Source organism: Alsobacter sp. R-9 (assembly GCF_054612375.1).
Window position 1 is genome coordinate 34,128 of sequence record NZ_JBTSWJ010000010.1, and the last position, 21,723, is coordinate 55,850.

A 21,723-nucleotide genomic window follows, 5' to 3' on the forward strand; every position below is an offset into this window, starting at 1 on the left:
CCTCGCCGCAGGTGGTCCGACGGGCGCGGGGCAGTCCTTCCCTCCTCCCCGCCGTCGGCCTCCTTCCCCTCTCCCCGCATCGCGGGGAGAAGGTGCCCCGAAGGGGCGGATGAGGGGCGGCGCGGGCCGCGTTCCCGATGACGGGGCGAGAGCACTCCCCCCGCACCCTGCGATTGCGAACACAACGCGAACCGTGGTTGCCTGCGGCGATGAACGCCATCGATTCGCGGCTCGCCGGCGCCCGTCCCCATCTCGCCGCGCTCAACCCGCAGCAGCGGCATGCCGCCGAGCGCGCGGCCTCCGGCGGCGGGCCCCTGCTGGTCATCGCCGGCGCCGGCTCGGGCAAGACCAACACGCTCGCCCACATGGTCGCCACCCTCATCGTCGAGGGGGCGGACCCGCGGCGCATGTTGCTCCTCACCTTCTCGCGCCGCGCGGCGGCGGAGATGACGCGGCGGATCGAGCGCATCGCGGGCGAGGCCATGGGCCCGGCCGCCAGGGTGATGACCGACGCCCTCACCTGGGCGGGCACGTTCCACGCCGTCGGGGCCCGGCTGCTGCGCGAGCACGCCGGCAGCATCGGTCTCGATCCCGCCTTCACGATCCACGACCGGGAGGATTCGGCCGACCTGATGAACATGGTCCGGCACGAGCTCGGCCTGTCGGGCACCGAGAGCCGCTTCCCGACCAAGGGCACCTGCCTCGCGATCTATTCCCGCGCCGTCAACGCGGAAATGCCGCTCGGCGAGGTGCTGGGCACCGCGTTCCCGTGGTGCGCCGGCTGGGAGGCGGAGCTGCGGCAGCTCTTCGCCGCCTATGTCGTGGCCAAGCAGCGGCAGGCCGTGCTCGACTACGACGACCTGCTGCTCTACTGGGCCGAGATGATGGCCGAGCCCTCGCTGGCGGCGGAGGTGGGCGCGGCGTTCGACCACGTCCTCGTCGACGAGTACCAGGATACCAACCGCCTGCAGGAGCGCATCCTGCTGGCGCTCAAGCCGGACGGACGCGGGCTGACGGTGGTCGGCGACGACGCGCAGTCGATCTACTCGTTCCGCGCCGCGACCGTCCGCAACATCCTCGACTTCCCGGGCCGCTTCCCGCAGCCCGCCGAAGTTGTGACGCTCGAGCAGAACTACCGCTCGACGCAGCCCATCCTCGCCGCGGCCAACGCCGTCATCGGGCTCGCGCGGGAGCGCTTCACCAAGAACCTGTGGTCGGACCGCGAGGGCACGGACCGCCCGCGGCTCGTCACGGTGGCGGACGAGACGGCGCAGGCGAACTACATCGCCGACATGATCCTGCAGAACCGCGAGGCCGGGCTTGCCCTCAAGCAGCAGGCGGTCCTGTTCCGCACGTCGCACCACAGCGGACCGCTGGAGGTGGAGCTCACGCGCCGCAACATCCCCTTCGTGAAGTTCGGCGGCCTGAAGTTCCTCGACTCAGCGCACGTGAAGGACGTGCTCGCAGTGCTGCGCTTCGCCGAGAACCCGCGTGACCGCGTCGCCGGTTTCCGGCTGCTGCAGCTCGTGCCCGGCATCGGGCCGACGACGGCGGGCAAGGTGGTCGACGCCGTCGACGCGGCCGGCGGCAGCCTCGACGCGCTGGCCGGCTTCAGCCCGCCCGCCCGCGCGGCCGAGGCGTGGCCCGCCACGGTAGAGCTCGTCGCGGCGCTGCGGGCGCAGGCCTCCGACTGGCCGGCCGAGTTCGAGCGCGTGCGCCTGTGGTACGAGCCCCACCTCGAGCGGCTGCACGACGATGCGCGGCTGCGCCTGCCCGACCTCCTGCAACTGGAGCAGATCGCGGCCGGCTACCCGTCGCGGCAACGCTTCCTCACCGAACTCACGCTCGACCCGCCCGACGCCACCAGCGACGAGGCTGGCGTGCCGCTGAAGGACGAGGACTACCTCATCCTCTCCACCATTCACTCCGCCAAGGGGCAGGAGTGGAAGGCCGTGTTCCTCCTCAACGCGGTCGACGGCTGCATGCCCTCCGACCTCGCCACGGGGTCGGACGCCGAGATCGAGGAAGAGCGGCGCCTGCTCTACGTCGCCATGACCCGGGCCCGCGACCAGCTGCATCTGATGACGCCGCAGCGCTTCTACGTGCACGGGCAGGCAGCGCGCGGCGACCGGCACGTCTACGCCTCGCGCACGCGCTTCATCCCGCACGCCCTGCTCGACCGGTTCGAGCCGCAGTCGTGGCCGGCCGCGCGTCCCCGGACCGGCACGCCCTGCCCCGGCCCCGCCCCGGCCGTGCGCGTCGACGTCGCCGCCCGCATGCGCGGGCTGTGGTCGTCGGGGTCCTGAGCCGGCGTTCGGCGGGCCGCGCCGGCCCCTCACCACCGTCATCCCGGCCCGAGCGGCTGAACCACCTCTGCCGGCCGGCTGCGCCGGCCGGCAGAGGTGGCGCGGGGGGCAGGCGCGAGGGTGCGCCCCTCCGAGCGCGCGCCGGCGCCTTGGCGGTCGCCACCGCTCGAACGAGCGTGCACGACAAATCATTCAACTCGCAATTGAATCGACGTCTATCAGGACGATAGTCCTTGACATCGCCTCCCGTGCAGCCAACGCTGCCCGTGCCTCGCATCGACGGGGACGCGTCCGAACTGGCACGTCGGGCGCCTCACCGTGGGGCTCCGGTCCTCGTCAGGCCGGAGGATGCGGGGGCAAGGGCTGGCGGACGACGGATGACACACCGGCGCCGCACGCCGCGACTGCGCGGATCGGCGGCGAGCGAGACGTCGCCGGATTGAATACCCCCTTCAACCCGGCACCGCCGGGGACGCCGACCTCCCGCCGATCCGCGCCACCCCGCGGTCTGCCCAACCCAGAAAAGCCCGAGCATCGACGAACCCGCCCCGCCGCTCCCGCGCCGGGGCCGAAAGCACTTCGCGCCAATCCTTCGGCTAAGGGCTGGATCCCCTTCCCGGCCGGCCCTGCCGGCCGCCGGGGATGACGCTCCTGGAAGACCGCACGCGCCGTCCCGATGGTCCCGTGGAGCCCCTCCCGCATCATCCCCGACCGGCGCGCGGCGGAAGGGAGGGCACCCCCCCACGCGTCATCGCCAACCGAAGCTGCGGAAGGAAAGGCGCCTGCCAATCCCCCGCCGTCATCCCCGGCGGTCCGCGCAGCGGACCGGGAAGGGGATCCAGGTGAGGACAGGACGACGCGAGAAGGCCGGATCCCCCTGCGCTCCGCGGCTTCGCCGCTCCGGTCGGGGATGACGGGAGAGAGCCGGGGCGTCGCACCGCGTCCTCGGGCGACGCCGCCCCCTCCTCATCCTGAGGAGCGGGCGCAGCCCGCGTCTCGACGGACGCACGGTGGTTGGGCAGGCGCAGCACTCACCGCGTCAGACCACCGCCTCGATCAGGAACGGCCCGCGCCGGCCCATCGCGCCGCGCAGGAGATCGGCAAGGTCCTCCGCGGTCGTCGCCCGGGCCGCCTCGACGCCGAGGCCGCGGGCGATGCCGACGAAGTCGAGCACGGGATCGTCGAGGTTGAGCATGCGGCGCGCGTTGACGCCGACCTCGTTGACGCCGACGCCCCGCATCTCGCCGTTGAGAATGGCGTAGGTGCGGTTGGCGACGATCACGGTGACGATGTCGAGGTTCTCGCGCGCCTGCGTCCACAAGCCCTGGATCGTGTACATGGCGCTGCCGTCCGCCTGCACGGCGACGACCTTGCGCTCCGGGCAGGCGACGGCCGCCCCCGCCGCCAACGGGATGCCGATGCCGATCGAACCACCCGTGATCTGCAGGTAGTCGTGCTGCGGGGCGGCGCGCGTCGCGGCGAAGACGTGGCCGCTCGCCGTGATCGACTCGTCGACGAGGATCGCCCCCTCCGGCAGCAGCGCCCCCACCACGGCGGCGAGGCGCTCGGGCGTCAGCGCGCCGCTCGGCACGCCGGGACGTTCGGCCGCCGCGACGGCGGGAAGCGACGCCGCGCCAGCCGGCACGCCGAGCGCCTCGGCCAGCGCGGCCACGGCCGCCGGGGCATCCTGCGTCGGCTCGGCCAGGGTGACGACCTCGCAGTCGTCGCGAACCAGCCGGCCAGGCTTGCCCGGATAGCCGAAGAAGGCCACCGGCACGGGTGCGCCGGCGAGGACGAGGAGGTCGATGTCGGCGAGCTGCGGCAGGGACTGGTCGACCGGGTACGGCACCTTCGCCAGCGCGATGCGGCCGGCGCCCCGCTCGATCCGTGGGCTCGACATGGGGGAGAGCAGCCGCACGCCCGTGGCGGCGGCGATGCGGCCGGCGACGGTCACGGTGGCGGCGCGCAGCGCCTTGCCCGCCAGCAGCAGCGTGACCTTCCGCCCGGCGGCCAGCGCGTCGCGGATGACGCGCGCGGCGGACTCGACCGCGCCGGGCAACACGAGGTCGGGCCCGAGGGCCGCGATCGGCGCGGGCGTCGTGGGGTCGACGGCGCCCCACGCGGCGTCGGCGGGCAGGATCAGGGTGGTGATTCCCGGCGCGTGGAGGGACGCGGCGATGCACTCCTCCGTCGCCCGCTGCACGTCCTGCGACCCCGCGATGCGGCGCACGAAGTGGGACATCGGCCGGGCCAGCCCCTCGATGTCGCTCGTCAGCGGCGCGTCGTTGACGAGGTGCCAGGAGGCGTGGTCGCCGACGACGTTGACCATCGGCGTGCGGGCGCGGCGGGCGTTGTGCAGGTTGGCGAGCCCGTTGGCGAGGCCGGGGCCGGTGTGGAGCAGCGTGGCGGCGGGACGGTCGGTCATGCGGCCGTAGCCGTCGGCGGCGCCGGTGACGACGCCCTCGAAGAGGCCGAGCACGCAGCGCATGCGCGGCTTGCGGTCGAGCGCCGCGACGAAGTGCATCTCGGAGGTTCCGGGGTTGGCGAAGCAGACGTCCACGCCGTTGGCGAGCAGCGTGTCGCAGAGGAGGTCGGCACCGTTCATGAAGAGGAGGTCCACGCAAGGCAGGGGCCGGGATGAGACGGGTTGCGGGCCCCTCTGTCAAACACCGGCGCGACTAGGCGGCGGACGCGGAAAGTGTCAAACTCACTTGACATTCGCCGTGGCGCATCGCCGCGCGGACGGGGAGCGCCATGGGTCTCGATACGCCTCAGGAACCGGCCGGGCCCATCACCCCGCTGCTGCGCGAACCGGCGGAACGGGGCCTATGCACCGACTGCGGCGTGTCGCGGATGCAGGACCCCCGCGCCTGCGGGCGGGCCTGCCAGTTCATCCAGCCGCGCTACGACCGGCTCGAGCGGGAGGTCCATGGCCGCAGCCGCGATCCGGCGCGGCCGGACGAGTTGCACTTCGGCCCCTTCCGGCGCATGGCGCGGGCCAGGCTGCGCCGCCCCAGTCCCGGCGCCCAGTGGACCGGCCTCACCTCCCGCATCGCCGAGCGGCTGCTGGAGACCGGCACGGTGACCGCCGTGCTGACCATGCGGCCGGACGAGACCGACCCGTGGAAGCCGGTGCCCGTCCTGGTGACGCGGGCGGCCGACATGGCGGCCTGCCGCGGCATGCGGATGGGGTTCGCGCCGCTGCTCGCCCTGCTGGAGCCGGCGCGGGCGGCGGGGCACACGCGCATCGCCGTCATCGGCATCCCGTGCCAGGTCCACGCGCTGCGGGTGCTGGAGCGGGACCTCGGCTTCGAGCGCATCCTCGTCATCGGCACGCCGTGCTCCGACAACACGACGACCGAGCGGTTCCACGACTTCCTCGCCCTGCTGGCCCCGGACCCGAAGAGCATCACCTACCTTGAGTTCCGGGCGGACTACCGGGTCGAGCTGCGCTTCGCCGACGGCCGGCACAAGCTCGTGCCCTTCCTGCAGCTGCCGATCTCCAAGCTGCCGGCGGACTTCTTCCCCCTCACCTGCCGCACCTGCGTCGACTACACGAATGTTCTGGCAGACGTGACGGTCGGCTACATGGGCGGCTCCGGCGACCAGTGGATCCTCGTGCGCAACGAGCGCGGCGAGGAGGTGGTGTCTCTGCTGGGCGACGAGCTCGTCGAGGCGCCGCTGCGGAGCGCCGGCAACCGCAACGGGCCCGTGAAGGGCTTCCTCGCCAACACCGAGCGCGCCGCGGGCGGCCTGCCCCTGCGCTCCATGCCGGACTGGCTGCGCCCGCTGGTGGGCTGGCTGATGCCCCGCATCGGGCCGCGGGGCCTCGAGTTCGCCCGCGCCCGCGTCGAGATGAAAGCGGTCGAGACCGTGCTGCACCTGCGCCGCTCGCTGCCGCGCCGCATGAAGACGATGGTCCCGGATCACGTCTGGGCGCTGGTGGCACGCTACGGCGTGGCGCCGCAGGACGGCGAACGGCCGCCGGCCGCTTGAGCCGGCCGCCTCCCCTGCTCACGTTCGGAAGGGGGACCGGTCCGGGTCGGGGTCCGGCATCGCGCCGATGAGCATGCGGGCGTAGTCGGACGCCGGGCGCTCGAACACCTGCTCCGTCGCCCCCTCCTCCACGATCCGCCCGCGATGGATGAGGGCGACCCGGTCGCAGACGGCGCGGATGACGCCGAGGTCGTGCGAGATGAACAGGTAGGTCAGCGAGAGACGCTCCTGCAGGTCGTGCAGGAGGTTCAGCACCTGCGCCTGCACCGAGACGTCGAGCGCGGAGGTCGGCTCGTCGAGGACGAGGAACTCCGGGTTCACGGCGAGCGCGCGGGCGATGCCGATGCGCTGGCGCTGGCCGCCGGAGAACTCGTGCGGGAAGCGGTGGAGGTGCCGCTCGCCGAGGCCGACGAGGTGGAACAGTTCCGCCACCCGCTCGCTCCGCCGCCGCCCGTCGAGCCTGAGGAGGTCGCGGTGGACGATCATCGGCTCGGCGACGATGTCATGCGCCGTCATCCGCGGATTGAGCGAGGCGTAGGGGTCCTGGAAGACGATCTGGATGCGCGCCCGCAGGGCCCGCATCGCCGCCGGCGACAGGGTGGCGATGTCGACGCCGTCGAAGACGATCCGGCCCGCCGTCGGCGCCTCGAGGCCCAGCACGCAGCGCGTCAGCGTGGTCTTTCCCGACCCGCTCTCCCCCACGAGGCCGAAGCTCTCCCGCCGGGCGACGGAGAGGCTGACGTCCTTCAGCGCGTCGACGCCGGGCGTGCCCCGGCGGCCGGGGTAATGCTTGGAGACGTTCCTGATCTCCAGCATCACGGCGCCTCCGCGGGCCGGACGCAGGCGACGCGGTGGCCGGCCCCGAGGTCGAGGGCCGGCGGCGGGGCGAGGCGGCAGTCGTCCCCCGCGGCGGCGCAGCGGGAAGCGAAGCGGCAGCCCTGCGGCGGGCGGATGAGGTCCGGCACGGCGCCTGCGAGGCCGCGCAGCCGGCCGCGCGCCACGGAGGGCGACGGCACGGCCGCGAGCAGCGCGCGGGTGTAGGGGTGGCGCGGCGTTTTCAGCACCGCCCGGGCCGGCCCGGACTCGACGATCGTGCCCGCGTACATCACCGCCACATGGCTGCACAGCTGCGCCACCACGCCGAGGTTGTGGGTGATCATCAGAACCGTGAGCCCGTCCTCGCGCACGAGGTCGAACAGCAGGCGCAGAATCTGCGCCTGCACGGAGACGTCCAGCGCCGTCGTCGGCTCGTCGGCGATGAGCAGGTCCGGCCGGCCGATCAGCGCCATGGCGATGAGCACGCGCTGGCGCATGCCGCCGGAGAACTGGTGCGGGTAGTCGTCGATGCGCCGCGCCGCCTCGGGGATCCCCACCCGCTCCAGCATGGCGACGGCGAGCCGCCGGGCGGCCGCCTTCCGGTCGGAGCGCCCCGCACCAGCGGGCAGGCCGAGGATCGACGGGTCCTCGGTCGCGGCATGCAGGGCGACGTCGACCATCTGGTCGGCGATGCGGAAGACCGGGTTCAGGTTCGTCGTAGGGTCCTGGAAGATCATGCCGATGCGCCGGCCGCGCAGGCGGCGCATCGCGGGCTCGTCCGCCTTCAGCAGGTCCTGCCCGTCGAAGCGGATGGCGCCGGCGAGGTAGCGCCCCGGCGGCGACGGCACGAGGCGGGAGATGGAGAGCCCGGTCAGCGACTTGCCGCAGCCGGTCTCGCCGACGATGCCCCAGATCTGCCCGCGCTCGACGAGGAGGTCGATGCCCGCCAGCACGTGCGCCTCGCCCTCGAAGGAGCGCATGGCGAGGTGCAGGTTCTCGATCTCGAGCAGCGCCACGGTCAGCGCCTCGCCCGGGGATCGAGGACGTCGCGAAGGCCGTCGCCGAGCAGGTTGAAGCCGAACACGGCGAGGAAGATCGCCATTCCCGGGAAGATCGCCGTCCACCAGTAGTCCGGCAGGTAGCCGCGGGCGAGCGACAGCAGCGAGCCCCATTCCGGCGTCGGCGGCTTCACGCCGATGCCGACGAAGCCCAGCGAGGCGACCGTGAGGATGGCGAAGCCCATGTCGAGCGACATCTTCACGATCACCGGCGAGACGATGTTGGGCAGGATGTGGCGCACCACGATGCGGGTCGTGCCGGCGCCGATGGCGCGGGCCGCCTGCACGTAGACCTCCTCCTTGCGGGCCATCACCTCGCCGCGCACGAGGCGCGCGAAGCCCGGCCACCACGACATGGAGATGGCGAACACCATGTTGGGAATGCCCGGCCCCAGCGCCGCCGCGATGGCCATGGCGAGGATCAGCGAGGGCAGCGTCAGCATGAGGTCGGTGAAGCGCATCAGCACCTCGTCGACCCAGCCGCCCCGGTATCCGGCGACCGCGCCGATGGCGGTGCCGATGAGGGCTGCGATCACGACCACGGCGAGGCCGGCGAGCAGCGAGACGCGGCTCCCCGCGACGACGAGCGAGAACACGTCCTGCCCGAGCTCGTTGGTGCCGAACCACCACTGCGCCGACGGCGGCTTGAAGCGCGCCGCCGTGTTGACGCTCCCGGCGACGTGCTCGGGATGGGGCACGATGGACGGGCCGAGCACCGCCGCGACGAGCAGCACGAGGACCATCGCCAGCCCGATGGTGGAGAGCCAGCTCTGGCGGAAGCGGTAGAGGCCGCGCCGCCAGTTGGTCCAGCGCGAGCCGAGCTTGCTCGCGGGCCCCCGCTCCGCCGCCGCGCTCATGCGTAGCGGACCTTCGGGTTGATGAGCCCGTAGAGCAGGTCCACCACGAGGTTGGCGAGGATGAAGATGGTGCCGATGGCGAGCGTCACGCCCATCACGGGCATGAAGTCCTGCGTGACGATGGCCTTGGTGGCGTAGAGGCCGATCCCGGGCCAGTCGAAGATCGTCTCGACCAGCACCGTCCCGCCGAGCAGCCAGCCGACATAGAGGCCGATCACCGTCAGGCTCGCGGAGAGCGCGTTCTTCAGCACGTACTTGAAGACGATGAGGCGCTGCGAAAGGCCGAGCGCCCGCTCGGTCAGCACGTAGTCCTGCTGCAGCACCTCCAGCGTGCTCGCCCGCATCATCCGGGTGATCGTCGCCAGCGGCGACAGGCTCATCGCGAAGGCGGGCAGGAGCAGGTGCTGCAGGGCGATGAGGAAGGCCGTCATGTTGCCGGCGACGAGGGCATCGACGGTGAGGAAGCCGGTCACGGCGGGTGGCGGCTCCTCGATGATGGGGAAGCGCCCGCCGAGCGGCAGCCAGCCGAGCCACATGGCGAAGACGAGCTGCAGGATGAGCCCCAGGAAGAACCGGGGCATCGAGATCGCGCCCAGCGACACAACGCGCGACAGGTAGTCCGGCCAGCGGTTCGCGTAGACGGCCGACAGCAGGCCGGCGGGGATGCCCACGACGACGGCGAAGAGGAGCGCGGCGACGACGAGTTCCAGCGTGGCCGGCAGGTAGACCTTCAGGTCGTCCCACACCGGGCGCCGCGTGAGGACGGATTCGCCCCAGTCGCCCCGCACCAGGCCGGTCACGTAGGACCAGTAGCGGACGGGGAGCGGGCGGTCCATGCCGAGCTCGCGGGCGAGCGCGTCGACCTCCGCCTGCGTCGCCTGCGGCCCGGCGGCGAGCTTCACCGGGTCGCCGGGCAGCACGTTGGAGATGGTGAAGACGAGCAGCGACAGCCCCACCAGCACGGGCAAGAGCAGCAGCAGCCGGCGCAGGGTGTAGCGGAGCATGGGGCGCGGGGGGCAAGGGGAGCGCCGCCGGGCGGCGGCGCTCCCCGAGGCTCACTTCAGCGAGAGCGGGAAGAACTCGATGGCGTTGGACGCCACCGGGGTGAAGACGAGGCCCTGGACGTCGGAGCGCAGGGCGAGCTTGCGCTTCTCCAGCACGCCGAAGATGTCCGGCGCGTCGGCGACGACCTGCTTCTGGAAGTCGATGTAGAGCTGCTTGCGCTTGCCCTCGTCGGTCTCCGCACGGGCCTTCATGATCAGGTCGTCCACCACCGCGCTCTTGTAGACCGGGTTCTGCCAGTTGCCGTTGCGCGACGAGTGGTAGGCGGCGAAGGCGATGTTGTCGGGATCGCCGTAGTTGGCCGTCTGGTAGACGGGGAAGAAGTCCGCCATCTTCTCGGGCGAGGCCGTCGAGGCGACCATGTCCGGCCAGACCATCGGCTTGATGTCGAGCTCGATGTTCAGCTTCTTCAGGCTGTCGAGCAGGACGAGCATGAAGCGGCGCTGCTGCTCGAGCCCGGAGACGTGGACGGCGGTGAGCTTGATGCCGCCGTTCGGCGTCTTCGACTTGGCGAGGAACTCCTTGGCCTTGTCGAGGTTCGTGCGCGGCACGTCGAGGTTCGGGTCATGCCCGAAGATGCCCGTGGGCAGCGGGCCGACCATCAGCTGCTGGTAGCTCGATGATTCCTCCATCGCCTGGTAGTTGAAGGCGTAGGAGATGGCCTTGCGGAGGTTCTCGTCCATCAGCGGGCCGTTGCGCGTGTTCATCTTGATCGAGAACGTGCGGAACTCGGGCTCGATGATCGAGACGACGCCGGGCTTGTCCTTCAGCGCGTCCATGTCCTCGGCGGTCAGGTCGACCGCGATGTGGGCCTCGCCGCGCTGCACCGCGAGGCGCTGGTTCGAGGTCTCGCGGATGATGCGCCAGATGGCGCCCGTCAGGTTGCCGCCGCCCTGCTTCCACGGCGCGGCGACCTTCTCGAACTCGTAGAGGTTGCCCGGCTCGACGCGCTTCAGCCGGAAGGCGCCGGAGCCGGCGACGTTCTTGGCGAGCCACGCCTGCCCGTCGTCGCTGCCCTTGTTGGCCTCGACCTCCTTCGGGTTGACGACCCACAGCCACGGCAGGACCTGCAGGAACGCTTGGAACGGCTTCGCGAGCTTGATCTTCACGGTCTGGGCGTCGACCGCGGTGACGCTGTCGGGCGTGACGATGCCGGCCACCATCCAGGCGTTGCCCTTGGCGAGCCGGGTGAGGCGCTGGAACGAGTAGACCACCGCCTCGGCGTTGACGGGCGAGCCGTCCGTGAACTTGGCGTTCGGGTCGAGCTTGAAGGTGTACTCCATGCCGTCCGGCGACACCGTCCACGACGTGGCGAGGTGGGGCACGACCTTCACCGGGCTGCCCTCCACGCGCACCAGCGAGTCGTAGAGGTTGCGCATGAAGGCGGAGGCCGAGTAGCCGGTCGCCACGTGCGGGTCGAGGTTCGGCACGTCCTGGTTGGAGGCCACGACCAGGATCTTGCGCGCCTGCGCGGCGGCCGTGTCGGCCGTCATCGGCATCGCCAGCGCTCCGCCGACGATGGCGGCGGCCGCGCCGAGCTTGAGAACGTCTCGTCTGTCCATCTCTCCCACCCCTTCCTCGGGTTCGTCGTGTCGTCCGCCGCGGCTGCCCCGCGGTCGGCCTCTGCTACTCCGCCGCCCGGAGGCTGGCAGGTTCCGTGCCATAGTCGCGCCGCGCGGCCTCGGAAGTCACGCGCCCATTGGCGATGTCGTCGTCGAGGCGGGCGCGGTCCCGCTCGCGCGGGTCGCCGTAGCCGGCGCCGCCCGCGAGCACGACCTCCACGACCCGGTCGATCCGGTCGATGGAGACGAGCTCGCCCGTGCCGCAGTCGCGCACCACGGCTCCCACCTCGTCCTGCACCGTGCCGCGCGCGGCGCCGCCCGCGTGGCCGCCGAAGAGGCCCTCGGGGATGTTGTTCACGCCCTCGGGATAGACCGCGACCAGCGTGGCGAGGCCGTCGTCCGCAAGCTTCCTCAGCCGCACCCGCTGGCCGAGGCCGCCGCGGTGGCGGCCCGGGCCGCCGCTGTCGGGCAGGTAGGACTTCTCCAGCACCAGCACCGGGACGCGGGTCTCGAACAGCTCGATCGAGGTGTTGGCGGCGGAGGTCGGCCACAGCAGGCCCGACTTGCCGTCGCCCTGGGCGGAGGCGCCCTGCCCGCCCCCCATGAACAGGAGGTCGGAGTAGATGCGCCCGTCCGCCGTCTGGCCGTAGATGTTGGCGGCCACGGGCAGCCCCGTGAAGGCCTGCACCTGCGCTGGCGCGGCGTCGGCCAGCGCGCGGAAGATGTTGGGCGCGATGTACCAGCCGGTCCGCGTGCGGATGTTCACCGAGGCGGGCTTGCGCGGGTTGAGGATCGAACCCTCGGGCGCCGTGACGCTGAAGGGCCGGTAGCAGCCGGCGTTGCCGCGCACGTTGGGCGTGAGCATGCACTTCAGCGGGTAGGTGGCGTGGGCCGCCGTGTAGTTCAGGGTCGAGTTGAGCCCGCCCTGCGGCAGCTGCGGCGGGGCGCCGTCGAAGTCGACCTCCATCGTGTCGCCGCGGACGGTGAGCTTCACCGGGTATCGCAGCGGCGTGCCGAGCGGGTTGTTCCAGATTTCGGAGGCATAGACGCCGTCCGGGATGGCGGCGATCGCCTCGCGCATCGCCTTCTCGGAGCGGCCCTGCACCACGGCAGCGAGCGCCCTGAGGTCGTGCATGCCGTAGTCGCCCATGAAGGCGAGGAGCCGCTCGGCGCCGAGCGCGTTGGCGGCGACGAAGGAGTGCAGGTCGCCCAGCACCTGCTCGCCGTTGCGGACGTTCTCGTTGAGGAGGCGCAGCAGGCTCTCGTTGGGCCGGCCGGCCTCGTAGAGCTTCATCGGCGGGATCTGGAAGCCTTCCTCGTAGATCTCGCGGGCGCGCAGCGAATCCTTGGTGCCGCCGATGTCCGAGACGTGGCCGACGGTGCCCAGCAGCCCGACCAGCTTTCCGTCGCGGAAGCAGGGCGTCACGACGGCGATGTCGAAGAGATGGCCCGCGCACAGCCACGGGTCGTTGGTGATGAGCACGTCGCCGGGCTTCAGCGTGTCGGCGGGGTAGCGCTCGAGCAGCGCCTTCACCGCGCGCGGCAGCGTGAGGTTGAACACCGGCATGGCGCGCGGCGAGTGCGCGAGCGTCTCGCCCTCTGGGTCGAGCAGCTCGCAGGCGAAATCCTGCGCCTCCGAGATGACGAGCGAGAACGCCGTGCGGCAGACGGTGAGCCACATCTCCTCGACGACGGTGACGAGGCGGCTCCACATGATCTCGAGCGCGATGGGATCGGCCTCGATCAGGCGCACGGCCTCGGCGAGCGGCGTGTCCGGCCCGACGAGGGCCGCCGTGGGCGCAGGCACGCCGATGGCGACGCGGATGTTGAGGCTCGCGTCGATCGACACGGTGTCGCCCGGCAGGACGACGGTCGTCGCCTCCCGCTCCTCGATGATCGCGGGACCGGGGAAGCGGTCCCCGGGGACGAGGGCGTAGCGGTCGTAGACGGGCGTGTCGTGGAAGGCGCCCTCGAACCAGGCCCGGCGGTGGCCCTTCACCTTGGCTGCCGGCTCGCCGCCGCCGGCGGCTCCCTTGAGCGAGAGGCGCGGCGTTGGGCCGACGCAGCGGACGCGGAAGTTGATCGCCTCGATGCGCGACCCCTCGGGCGGCGTCGTGTAGCGGGCAGCGTAGACCTTGTCGAAGGCGCGGCGCAGCGCCGGCAGGTCGGCGGCGGCGATGGAGCCCGACGGCAGCGGCACCGAAATGTCGTGCATCTGGCCGACGAGCCGCATGTCGGCGGAGCGCTCGACCACGATGTCGGAGGCGGCGATGCCGGCCTCGACCAGCGGGCGGCGCCCCTCCGCCTCGAGGTCGCGCAGCAGGGCGTCGACGCCGGCCGCGTCGAAGCCGGGCGAGAACTCGACAGGGCGTGAGCGCACCAGTTCGAAGGAGAGCGGCGCGGCGAGGAAGCCCAGCGCCGAGGCGGCGCCGGAGGCGGGCGGCACGATCAGTTCCTGCACGCCCAGCGCCCGCGCGACCTCCGCCGCGTGCGCCGGCCCGGCGCCGCCGAAGCCGACCATGGCGTAGGAGCGCGGGTCCTTGCCCTTCTCGACGAGGTGGACGCGGGCGGCGCCCGCCATGCCCTCGACGACGACCTTGTGGATGCCGTGGGCGGCCTCCTCGACGGAGAGCCCGAGAGGTTCGGCCACGGTCGCGACAGCGCGGCGCGCGGCCTCGAGGTCGAGGCTCATCCGCCCGCCGAGGAAGAAGCCGGGGTCGTAGTAGCCGAGCACGAGGTTGGCGTCGGTGACGGTCGGCTTCGTGCCGCCCATGCCGTAGCAGGCAGGGCCGGGATCGGAGCCGGCCGAGTGCGGGCCGACGCGCAGAAGGCCCACCTCGTCGATGGCGGCGATGGAGCCGCCCCCCGCGCCGATCTCGATCATGTCGATGACGGGGGCCTTGATCGGCAGGCCGGAGCCCTTCTTGAAGCGGTGGACCCGGCCCGCCTCCATCATCAGGGCGATCTCGGCCCGCCCGTCCTCGATCATGCAGGCCTTGGCGGTGGTGCCGCCCATGTCGAAGGAGATGACGTCCTTCTGGCCGGCGAGGTCACCGAACAGGGCCGTGGCGAGTCCGCCGCCGGCGGGGCCCGATTCGAGCAGGCGGATGGGGAAGGCGCGCGCGGCGGCCGGCGCCACGAGGCCGCCGGCGGAGTGCATCAGCCGCAACTCGCCCGAGAAGCCGCGGGTGGCGAGCTCCTGCTCCAGCCTGGCGACGTAGCGGTCCATCAGCGGCTGCACGTAGGCGTTGGCGCAGGTTGTCACGCAGCGCTGGTACTCCCACAGCTCGGCGACGACGTCGTGCGAGAGCGAGACGTAGAGCTGCGGGAACTCCGCCCGCACGATCTCGCCCACCGCCTTCTCGTGCGCTGGGTTGCGGTAGGAGTGGAGGAAGCACACCGCCACCGCCTGCACGCCGTCGGCGACCAGCTGGCGCAGCGCGCGGCGCACGGCGTCGAGGTCGAGCGGCACGACCACGTTGCCGTCGCGATCCATCCGCTCGGGGACGCCGAGGCGGCGCGAACGGGGAACGAAGGGCTCGGGGAACTGCAGGAACAGGTCGTAGATGTCGTAGCGCTGCTCCGTGCCCATCTCGAGGATGTCGCGGAAGCCCTCCGTCGTGATCAGGCCGAGGCGGGCGCCGTTGCGCTCGATGACCGTGTTGGTCACCAGCGTCGTGCCGTGGACGATGTCGTGCACGTCGGCGAGGCCGATGCCGGCCATGGCGACGAGCTCCTCCAGCCCCTTCAGCGCGGCCTCGGACGGATCGTGCGGCGTCGTCAGGCGCTTGTGCAGCGTCACGCGCCCCTCGACGTCGTCGTAGAGGATGAAGTCGGTGAAGGTGCCGCCGATGTCGAAGCCGATCCGCCAGCGGTTTGTCTGCGTCATGCCACCTTGTCCTGTCGGTCCGGGGCGCGCGGCCCCGCCTGGAGCGCCGCGCAGCGCGCGTCGCCGAGAATCGTCGCGATGGAACGGGCGCCGTCGGTCAGCCCGTCGATGATGAGGTCCCGCTCGGCCGGCGTGACGGTCGACTGCGGGAAGGTGATGCACAGGCTCACCATCTCGCCCGTGGCCGGGTCGCCCACGGCGGAGGCGATGGCGCCGACGCCGGGGTTGGCCTCGCCGTCCGATTCCGCGAATCCGGTCCGGCGCACGCTTTCCACGCGGGCGATGAGCTCGTCGATGGTCTGCGGCGCCCGGGGCGAGGGGCGCGGCAGCGAGCCGGGGAAGAGGCCGCGGATCTCGTCGTCGGAAAGGCGGGCCAGCAGGGTGCGCCCGGTGGCGCTCGCCGGCAGCGGCAGGCGGCGCCCGACCGGCGTGCCCACGCGCAGCACGTTGCGGCCGGCGACGTAGGTGAGGCCCATGACGTCGAGGCCGTCACGCACCGAGACGTAGCCGGTGTGGCCGACGCGGTCGACGATGCCCGACACCACCTCGTGCGCCCGCGCCACCAGCGTCGAGCCTGCGCGGTAGCTCTGGCCGAGTTCGAAGAGGAGGATGCCCGGGCGGTAGCGCTTGCTGTCGCCGACCGTCTCCAGCAGCCCCGCGTCGCGCATGGCCCGCAGCAGCCGCGAGGTCGTGCTCTTCGGCCAGCCGAGGATGCCGACGACGTCGGTCAGCGTCAGCTCGAGCCGCTCGGGGCCGAAGCAGCGCAGCACGGTGGCGGCGGAGGTCAGCGTCGTCACGGTCGTTCCATTTTCCGGAACCGCGGTTGCGTTAATGGAGAATGCTAGAACCGGACAACCGGGGCTTGCAAGGTCCAAAGTGGCGCCAGTCCATGCCCACGGGGGCGGCAGACCCGACGCCTGCGGGACTTGACCGCGACCAGCGGATGGTCGCCGATGACGGCCACCGCATGCGCCCTGCCCGCCCGGAGTTGCCCATGACCACGCCGACCGAAGCCGCCGTCACCCAATGGCTCGCCGAGCAGAAGCCGGCGATGCTCGACCTGCTGGAGCGGCTCGTGAACGCCGACTCGGGCACCTACGACAAGGCCGGCGTCGATGCCTGCGGGGAGATCCTTAAGGGCTTCTTCGAATCGCTCGGACTGGCGCCGACCGTCATCCCGCATGCCGTCTTCGGCGACGCGATCCGCGCCGAACTACCCCACGCCACCGCCAACGACCAGCGGCCGATCGTGCTGCTCGGGCACCGCGACACGGTGTTCCCGAAGGGCGAGCCCTTGCGGCGGCCGTTTCGGATCGAGGGGAACCGGGCCTACGGGCCGGGCGTCGCGGACATGAAGTCCGGCCTCGTCATGAACGCCTTCGTGCTCGCGGCGTTTGCCCGGCTCGGCGGGCACCCCGGCCCGGTCGCCATGCTGGTGACGAGCGACGAGGAGATCGCCTCCCCGTCCTCCCGCCCGGTGATCGAGGCGGAGGCGCGCGGGGCCCGAGTGGTGTTCAACTCGGAGCCGAGCCAGGCCCCGCACCGCATCACCAGCGGGCGCAAGGGCGGCGTCTTCATGGAGATGCAGGTCACGGGCAAGGCCGCCCATTCCGGCGCCTTCTACGAGCGCGGCGTCTCGGCCATCGAGGAGATCGCCCGCAAGATCCAGGCGCTGCACCGGCTGACGGACCTGCCGGCCGGCATCACGGTCAATGTCGGCATCATCAAGGGCGGGCAGACCGTCAACACCATCGCGCCGTGGGCGTCGGGCGAGATCGACCTGCGCTACGTCACGGCGGCGCAGCGCCAGCCGGCCATCGACGCGATCCGCGCCATCGTCGAGACGTGCTCCGTCCCGGGCGCCAGCGGCGCGCTGACGATCAAGGGCGAGTTCCTCCCGCTGGAGGAGACGCCGGAGAGCCGGGCGCTGTTCTCGGTCTACAAGGCCGCCGGCGCCGAACTCGGCATGGACGTGGAGGCCCGGTTCACCGGCGGATGCGCGGATTCAGGGCTGACGGCCGCGCAGGGCTGCCCGACCCTGTGCAGCGTCGGTCCCGTCGGCGACCACGGCCATACGCCCGAGGAATACTGCGACATCGACACGATCGTGCCGTGCGCGCAGGCGCTGGCGCTCTCGGTGATGCGCGTCGGCGACGCGGTCTGAGATGGAGGTGACGCCCGGCGGCGGGGACCGCGAGCGCGATCCCGCAGGGCGGCCCCCGGAGAGCCTCGGCCGGCGGGTGCTGCTCGCGCCGCTGCGGGCCCTCGTGGCCGTGCTCGTCGTCCTCGACGACGTCGTCCGGCCCCTTTGGCAGCCCATCGTCCGTCGTTTCTCCGCGCTGCAGCTGGTGCGGCGGGCGGAGGCGGCGGTCGCGCGCCTGCCGCCCTACGGCGTGCTGACGCTGCTGGCCGTGCCTTACTTCGGCGTCGAGCCACTGAAGATCTTCGCGCTGTGGTGGATGGCGTCTGGCCGCTTCTATCCGGGGTTGATCCTGCTGACGGTGGCGCACGGCGTCAGCTTCCTCGTGGTGGAGCGGATCTACAGCGCGGGCCGGCACCAGCTGATGCGCATCGGCTGGTTCGCGGTGGCCATCGGCTTCGTCGACGGGGTCCGTCGTCGCGTGCTCGAGGCGATCCGCAGCACGGCCGTCTATGCGGCGGCGCACCGCTTCGCACAGGACGTGCGCGCCCTGGCGCGGGACACGCGGGAGCGCATCGCCGCCTTCATCCGCCGGCACCGCTGACGGCGGCGCGCCCGCTCACTCGACGCGCGGCGCGTTGCCCCGGCCGGCGGCGTCGAGATCGGCGCGGACCATCTCGCGCACGAGGTCCTGGAACGAGGACTCCGGCTGCCAGCCGAGAACCCGGCGCGCCTTCGAGGCGTCGCCGAGCAGCAGGTCGACCTCGGTCGGGCGGAAGTAGCGCGGGTCGATGCGCACCAGCACGGCACCGGTGCGGGCGTCGCGGCCCACCTCGTCGACGCCCTGCCCTTCCCAGGCCACCGCGCGGCCGACCTCGCCGAAGGCCGCCTCGACGAACTCGCGGACGGAGCGCGTCTCGCCCGTCGCCAGCACGAAATCGTCGGCCGCGGGCTGCTGGACGATCTGCCACATGCCGCGCACGTAGTCGCGGGCGTGGCCCCAGTCGCGGCGGGCGTCGAGGTTGCCGAGCCACAGCACGTCCTGCTGGCCGGTCTCGATGGCGGCGACCGCGCGGGTGATCTTGCGGGTGACGAAGGTCTCGCCGCGGACCGGGCTCTCGTGGTTGAACAGGATGCCGTTGGAGGCGTGCATCCCGTAGGCCTCGCGGTAGTTCACCGTGATCCAGTACGCATAGACCTTGGCCGCTGCATAGGGCGAGCGCGGCGCGAACGGCGTCGTCTCGCTCTGCGGCGTCTCCACCACCTTGCCGTACAGCTCCGAGGTCGACGCCTGGTAGAACCGCGTCGTCTTCTCCATGCCGAGGATGCGGATCGCCTCCAGCAGGCGCAGCGTGCCGAGCGCGTCGGCGTTGGCCGTGTATTCCGGAGTCTCGAAGCTGACCTGCACGTGCGACTGGGCGGCGAGGTTGTAGATCTCGTCCGGCTGGATCGCCTGCACGAGGCGGATGAGGTTCGTCGCGTCCGTCATGTCGCCGTAGTGCATGAGGAAGCGCGGCTGGCCGACGTGCGGGTCGGTGTAGAGGTGGTCGACCCGCGCCGTGTTGAACGACGACGAGCGCCGCTTCACGCCATGCACGACGTAGCCCTTGGCGAGCAGCAGCTCGGACAGGTAGGCCCCGTCCTGGCCGGTCACGCCGGTGATCAACGCCTTCTTGGTCATGGACGAACCGTTCCTTCAGTGCTGGCGCAGGATGTCCTGGTGGTCGAGGAACCACGCGTAGTAGGCGCGCAGGGCGTCTTCGAGCGTCCTCGTCGGCCTCCAGCCCAGCGCCGAGAGCCGGCTGACGTCGAGCCCCTTGCGCGGCGTGCCGTCGGGCCGGGACGTATCGAACACGATCCGCCCCTCGTAGCCCACGACGGCGGCGATCAGCCGGGCGAACTCGCCGATCGAGACCTCCCGGCCCGAGCCGATGTTGAGCGCCACCTCGCCGGAATAGTGCTCAAGGAGGTGGACGCAGGCGTCGGCGAGGTCGTCGACGAAGAGGAAGTCGCGCAGCGGGCGGCCCGTTCCCCACACCGCGACCTCCGGCATCCGTTCCACCCTGGCGCGGTGGAAGCGGCCGAGCAGCGCGGCGGGGACGTGGGCGTTCTCGGGATGGAAGTTGTCCCCGGGCCCGAAGAGGTTCGTCGGCATGGCCGAGATGAAGTCGTCGCCGAACTGGCGCCGGTAGGCCTGGCAGAGCTTCAATCCGGCGATCTTGGCGATGGCGTACCACTCGTTGGTGGCCTCCAGCGGCCCGGTGAGCAGCGCCTCCTCCCGCATCGGCTGCGCGGCGTCGCGCGGGTAGATGCAGGTGGAGCCGAGGAAGAGGAGCTTCTCGACGCCGACGCGGTGGGCGGCGTGGATCAGGTTCGTCTCGATGACGAGATTCTCGTAGAGGAAGTCGGCGGGATACGTGGCGTTGGCGTGGATGCCGCCGACCTTGGCGGCCGCGACGACCACGGCCTGCGGGCGCTCCGCCTCCATCCAGCGCTCGACGTCCGCCTGCCGGGTGAGGTCGAGCTCGGCGCGGCGCGGCGCGAGGATCGTGCAAGGCTCCTGCCGCAGACGGCGGACGATGGCGCCGCCGACCATGCCGGAGCTGCCCGTCACGAGGATGCGCTTGCCGCGCCAGGAATACGCCACGTCTCCGGTCCCGCCCGCTGCCACCCGGCAGGGACTACCGGAGGTGGCGGTCCTTGTCGACCTCCGCCCCTCGGGACGGTTGACGCGAGGGACGCGCCCGGACGCCGCTCAGAAGGTCTTGAGGATCTGCAGGACCCCGAGGACGCCGTTGCCAGAGCGGGATCCGGCGCCGGCGGCGGCCAGCGGGGTGGCCCAGGTCACGTTGAGATCGACCCACATCGCCTCGGCGGTGATCTTGAGGTTCTTCAGGGGGTTGTAGACGACGTTCCCGCCCAGCCGCGTCTCGCGCAGCCCCGTCGCGGCCGGCAGCAGCGTGCCGGTGCGCGGCAGGTCGACGCCCATGTAGGAGCCGAACAGGTTGGCCGTCCACGTGCCGGAGATCTGGTGCGAATAGGCCGCCGTGAACGCCGCGCCGCGAGTCGGGCGCCCGTCGCCGCCGGGGGTCACGGCTCCGTCGGGCACCGCCACGGCGAGGCTTCCGCTCACGATGTTCGGGCTGAGGCCGAGGTAGGAGTTGGCGCCCGAGGTCGCCACCGCCTGCAGCCAGAGCTGGTCGTTGTCGAGGGGCTTGGGCATGTTCAGCTGGACGCCGGCCAGCGCGGCGAAGCGCGGCATGCTGGCGCCCGGGATCTGGAACCGGACATGGCCGGCGGCGGCGGAGACCTGCGCCTGGCCCCAGTCGGCGTTGTACTGCGCCGTCGCCACGGCGGTCGGCGAGGCGTCGGTGACGGTGGCGAAGGTCGGGGGAACCGGGGTTCCCTGCGCCCGGAAGGCCGGGTCGAGCCGGCTGGCGCGCAGCTGCGTGGGGTCGAGCTCCAGCGCCCCCATGAAGGACCAGCCCTTGTCCTGCTTGCGCGCGTACTTGACCAGGTTGACCGTCAGGTCCGGCCCGCGCAGCGTCAGGACGTTCAGGGAGCTGGCGTAGAAATTCAGGATGGAATCCGTCCGGCCGGCCTCCCCGCCCGCCCAGGAGATGAAGGCGTACTCGACGTCCGGGGTGGCGGTGGTGTCGCCCGTGGCGCGGGTGAACTCCAGGCGCATGAAGGCGCGCAGCGGCCCGTAGTCGGTCGGCGTGACGGCATCGAGCGCGACGTGGGCGATCGACGTCATCGTCGTGACGTCGGTGCTGCGGTTGTGCGGCTGCTTCAGCTGGGTGTCGACCTCGATCTGCGCGCCGTAGGCGACGCAGGTGTCGGTCCCGGGGAGCTTCCAGTAGCCGGGCCCGACGTCGGGGCATGTCGCCAGGAACGCGCCGGGACGCGGCGCAGACTTGCCGGCCGGAAGCTCGGCGGCGTGTGCCGACGCGGCCGCAACGGCCCCCATGATGCTCCCGGCGGCGACCCGCATACCCCATCCCGCCATCGTTTCGCCCCTCCCCGCGCGTGCAGGC

The 21,723-nt window shown here is 71.9% G+C and carries 15 protein-coding genes; 4 read left to right on the top strand and 11 right to left on the bottom strand.

Annotated features, from left to right (window positions below; translation table 11 throughout):
• The first annotated feature begins 209 nt into the window (after nt 1-209).
• Nucleotides 210-2,306 (top strand): ATP-dependent helicase, encoded by a 2,097-nt coding sequence (locus tag ACX9GQ_RS16355; protein ID WP_459630632.1) that lies wholly within the window; start codon nt 210-212, stop codon nt 2,304-2,306.
• Between the two features lie 1,039 nt (nt 2,307-3,345).
• On the opposite strand, the gene ACX9GQ_RS16360 is transcribed toward ACX9GQ_RS16355, so the two are convergent.
• Complete coding sequence (locus ACX9GQ_RS16360; protein ID WP_459630633.1) at nt 3,346-4,911, bottom strand: acetolactate synthase large subunit; 1,566 nt, start codon at nt 4,909-4,911, stop codon at nt 3,346-3,348.
• A gap of 149 nt (nt 4,912-5,060) precedes the next feature.
• Between ACX9GQ_RS16360 and ACX9GQ_RS16365 the strand changes: the two genes are divergently transcribed.
• Nucleotides 5,061-6,302, top strand: coding sequence for a Coenzyme F420 hydrogenase/dehydrogenase, beta subunit C-terminal domain (locus ACX9GQ_RS16365; protein WP_459630634.1), 1,242 nt, complete (start codon nt 5,061-5,063; stop codon nt 6,300-6,302).
• Between the two features lie 18 nt (nt 6,303-6,320).
• Here ACX9GQ_RS16365 and ACX9GQ_RS16370 read toward each other — a convergent pair whose 3' ends face one another.
• From ACX9GQ_RS16370 to ACX9GQ_RS16400, 7 genes are all read right to left on the bottom strand, one after another.
• Nucleotides 6,321-7,118: an ATP-binding cassette domain-containing protein gene (locus ACX9GQ_RS16370; RefSeq protein ID WP_459630635.1), complete on the bottom strand. Its 798-nt coding sequence runs from the start codon at nt 7,116-7,118 to the stop codon at nt 6,321-6,323.
• Complete coding sequence (locus ACX9GQ_RS16375) at nt 7,118-8,134, bottom strand: ABC transporter ATP-binding protein (RefSeq protein WP_459630636.1); 1,017 nt, start codon at nt 8,132-8,134, stop codon at nt 7,118-7,120. The genes ACX9GQ_RS16370 and ACX9GQ_RS16375 overlap by 1 nt, the downstream gene beginning before the upstream one ends.
• Before the next feature lie 2 nt (nt 8,135-8,136).
• Nucleotides 8,137-9,033: an ABC transporter permease gene (locus ACX9GQ_RS16380; protein WP_459630637.1), complete on the bottom strand. Its 897-nt coding sequence runs from the start codon at nt 9,031-9,033 to the stop codon at nt 8,137-8,139.
• Nucleotides 9,030-10,037, bottom strand: coding sequence for an ABC transporter permease (locus ACX9GQ_RS16385; RefSeq protein WP_459630638.1), 1,008 nt, complete (start codon nt 10,035-10,037; stop codon nt 9,030-9,032). The genes ACX9GQ_RS16380 and ACX9GQ_RS16385 overlap by 4 nt, the downstream gene beginning before the upstream one ends.
• A 51-nt stretch (nt 10,038-10,088) precedes the next feature.
• Nucleotides 10,089-11,657, bottom strand: a complete 1,569-nt coding sequence (locus ACX9GQ_RS16390; RefSeq protein WP_459630639.1) for an ABC transporter substrate-binding protein — start codon at nt 11,655-11,657, stop codon at nt 10,089-10,091.
• Between the two features lie 64 nt (nt 11,658-11,721).
• Nucleotides 11,722-15,546, bottom strand: coding sequence for a hydantoinase B/oxoprolinase family protein (locus tag ACX9GQ_RS16395; RefSeq protein ID WP_459630640.1), 3,825 nt, complete (start codon nt 15,544-15,546; stop codon nt 11,722-11,724).
• Nucleotides 15,543-16,343 carry an IclR family transcriptional regulator gene (locus ACX9GQ_RS16400; RefSeq protein WP_459630641.1) on the bottom strand — a complete coding sequence of 267 codons (801 nt, stop codon included), beginning with the start codon at nt 16,341-16,343 and terminating at the stop codon, nt 15,543-15,545. Before ACX9GQ_RS16400 ends, ACX9GQ_RS16395 begins: the two co-directional genes overlap by 4 nt.
• A 197-nt stretch (nt 16,344-16,540) precedes the next feature.
• Here ACX9GQ_RS16400 and ACX9GQ_RS16405 point away from each other — a divergent pair, with 197 nt between their 5' ends.
• Nucleotides 16,541-17,710 carry a M20 family metallopeptidase gene (locus tag ACX9GQ_RS16405; RefSeq protein ID WP_459630642.1) on the top strand — a complete coding sequence of 390 codons (1,170 nt, stop codon included), beginning with the start codon at nt 16,541-16,543 and terminating at the stop codon, nt 17,708-17,710.
• Nucleotide 17,711: 1 nt separating this feature from the next.
• Entirely contained in the window at nt 17,712-18,290 is a 579-nt protein-coding gene (locus tag ACX9GQ_RS16410; RefSeq protein WP_459630643.1) for a hypothetical protein, read from the top strand.
• A 15-nt stretch (nt 18,291-18,305) separates the two neighbouring features.
• Here ACX9GQ_RS16410 and gmd read toward each other — a convergent pair whose 3' ends face one another.
• From gmd to ACX9GQ_RS16425, 3 genes are all read right to left on the bottom strand, one after another.
• Entirely contained in the window at nt 18,306-19,367 is a 1,062-nt protein-coding gene (gene gmd, locus ACX9GQ_RS16415; protein ID WP_459630644.1) for a GDP-mannose 4,6-dehydratase, read from the bottom strand.
• Between the two features lie 15 nt (nt 19,368-19,382).
• A complete protein-coding gene (locus ACX9GQ_RS16420; RefSeq protein ID WP_459630645.1) occupies nt 19,383-20,333 on the bottom strand; it encodes a GDP-L-fucose synthase family protein in 951 nt (316 codons plus the stop codon).
• Nucleotides 20,334-20,441: 108 nt separating this feature from the next.
• Nucleotides 20,442-21,695 (bottom strand): porin, encoded by a 1,254-nt coding sequence (locus ACX9GQ_RS16425; protein WP_459630646.1) that lies wholly within the window; start codon nt 21,693-21,695, stop codon nt 20,442-20,444.
• Nucleotides 21,696-21,723 lie beyond the last annotated feature (28 nt).

What these genes read in the sequence shown, in the direction of transcription:
- ACX9GQ_RS16395 (WP_459630640.1), bottom strand. Translation starts at nt 15,546, where the DNA reads ATGACGCAGACAAACCGCTGGCGGATCGGCTTCGACATCGGCGGCACC.
- ACX9GQ_RS16385 (WP_459630638.1), bottom strand. Translation starts at nt 10,037, where the DNA reads ATGCTCCGCTACACCCTGCGCCGGCTGCTGCTGCTCTTGCCCGTGCTG.
- ACX9GQ_RS16370 (WP_459630635.1), bottom strand. Translation starts at nt 7,118, where the DNA reads ATGCTGGAGATCAGGAACGTCTCCAAGCATTACCCCGGCCGCCGGGGC.
- ACX9GQ_RS16380 (WP_459630637.1), bottom strand. Translation starts at nt 9,033, where the DNA reads ATGAGCGCGGCGGCGGAGCGGGGGCCCGCGAGCAAGCTCGGCTCGCGC.
- ACX9GQ_RS16405 (WP_459630642.1), top strand. Translation starts at nt 16,541, where the DNA reads ATGACCACGCCGACCGAAGCCGCCGTCACCCAATGGCTCGCCGAGCAG.
- ACX9GQ_RS16390 (WP_459630639.1), bottom strand. Translation starts at nt 11,657, where the DNA reads ATGGACAGACGAGACGTTCTCAAGCTCGGCGCGGCCGCCGCCATCGTC.
- ACX9GQ_RS16360 (WP_459630633.1), bottom strand. Translation starts at nt 4,911, where the DNA reads ATGAACGGTGCCGACCTCCTCTGCGACACGCTGCTCGCCAACGGCGTG.
- ACX9GQ_RS16425 (WP_459630646.1), bottom strand. Translation starts at nt 21,695, where the DNA reads ATGGCGGGATGGGGTATGCGGGTCGCCGCCGGGAGCATCATGGGGGCC.
- ACX9GQ_RS16410 (WP_459630643.1), top strand. Translation starts at nt 17,712, where the DNA reads ATGGAGGTGACGCCCGGCGGCGGGGACCGCGAGCGCGATCCCGCAGGG.
- gmd (WP_459630644.1), bottom strand. Translation starts at nt 19,367, where the DNA reads ATGACCAAGAAGGCGTTGATCACCGGCGTGACCGGCCAGGACGGGGCC.
- ACX9GQ_RS16355 (WP_459630632.1), top strand. Translation starts at nt 210, where the DNA reads ATGAACGCCATCGATTCGCGGCTCGCCGGCGCCCGTCCCCATCTCGCC.
- ACX9GQ_RS16365 (WP_459630634.1), top strand. Translation starts at nt 5,061, where the DNA reads ATGGGTCTCGATACGCCTCAGGAACCGGCCGGGCCCATCACCCCGCTG.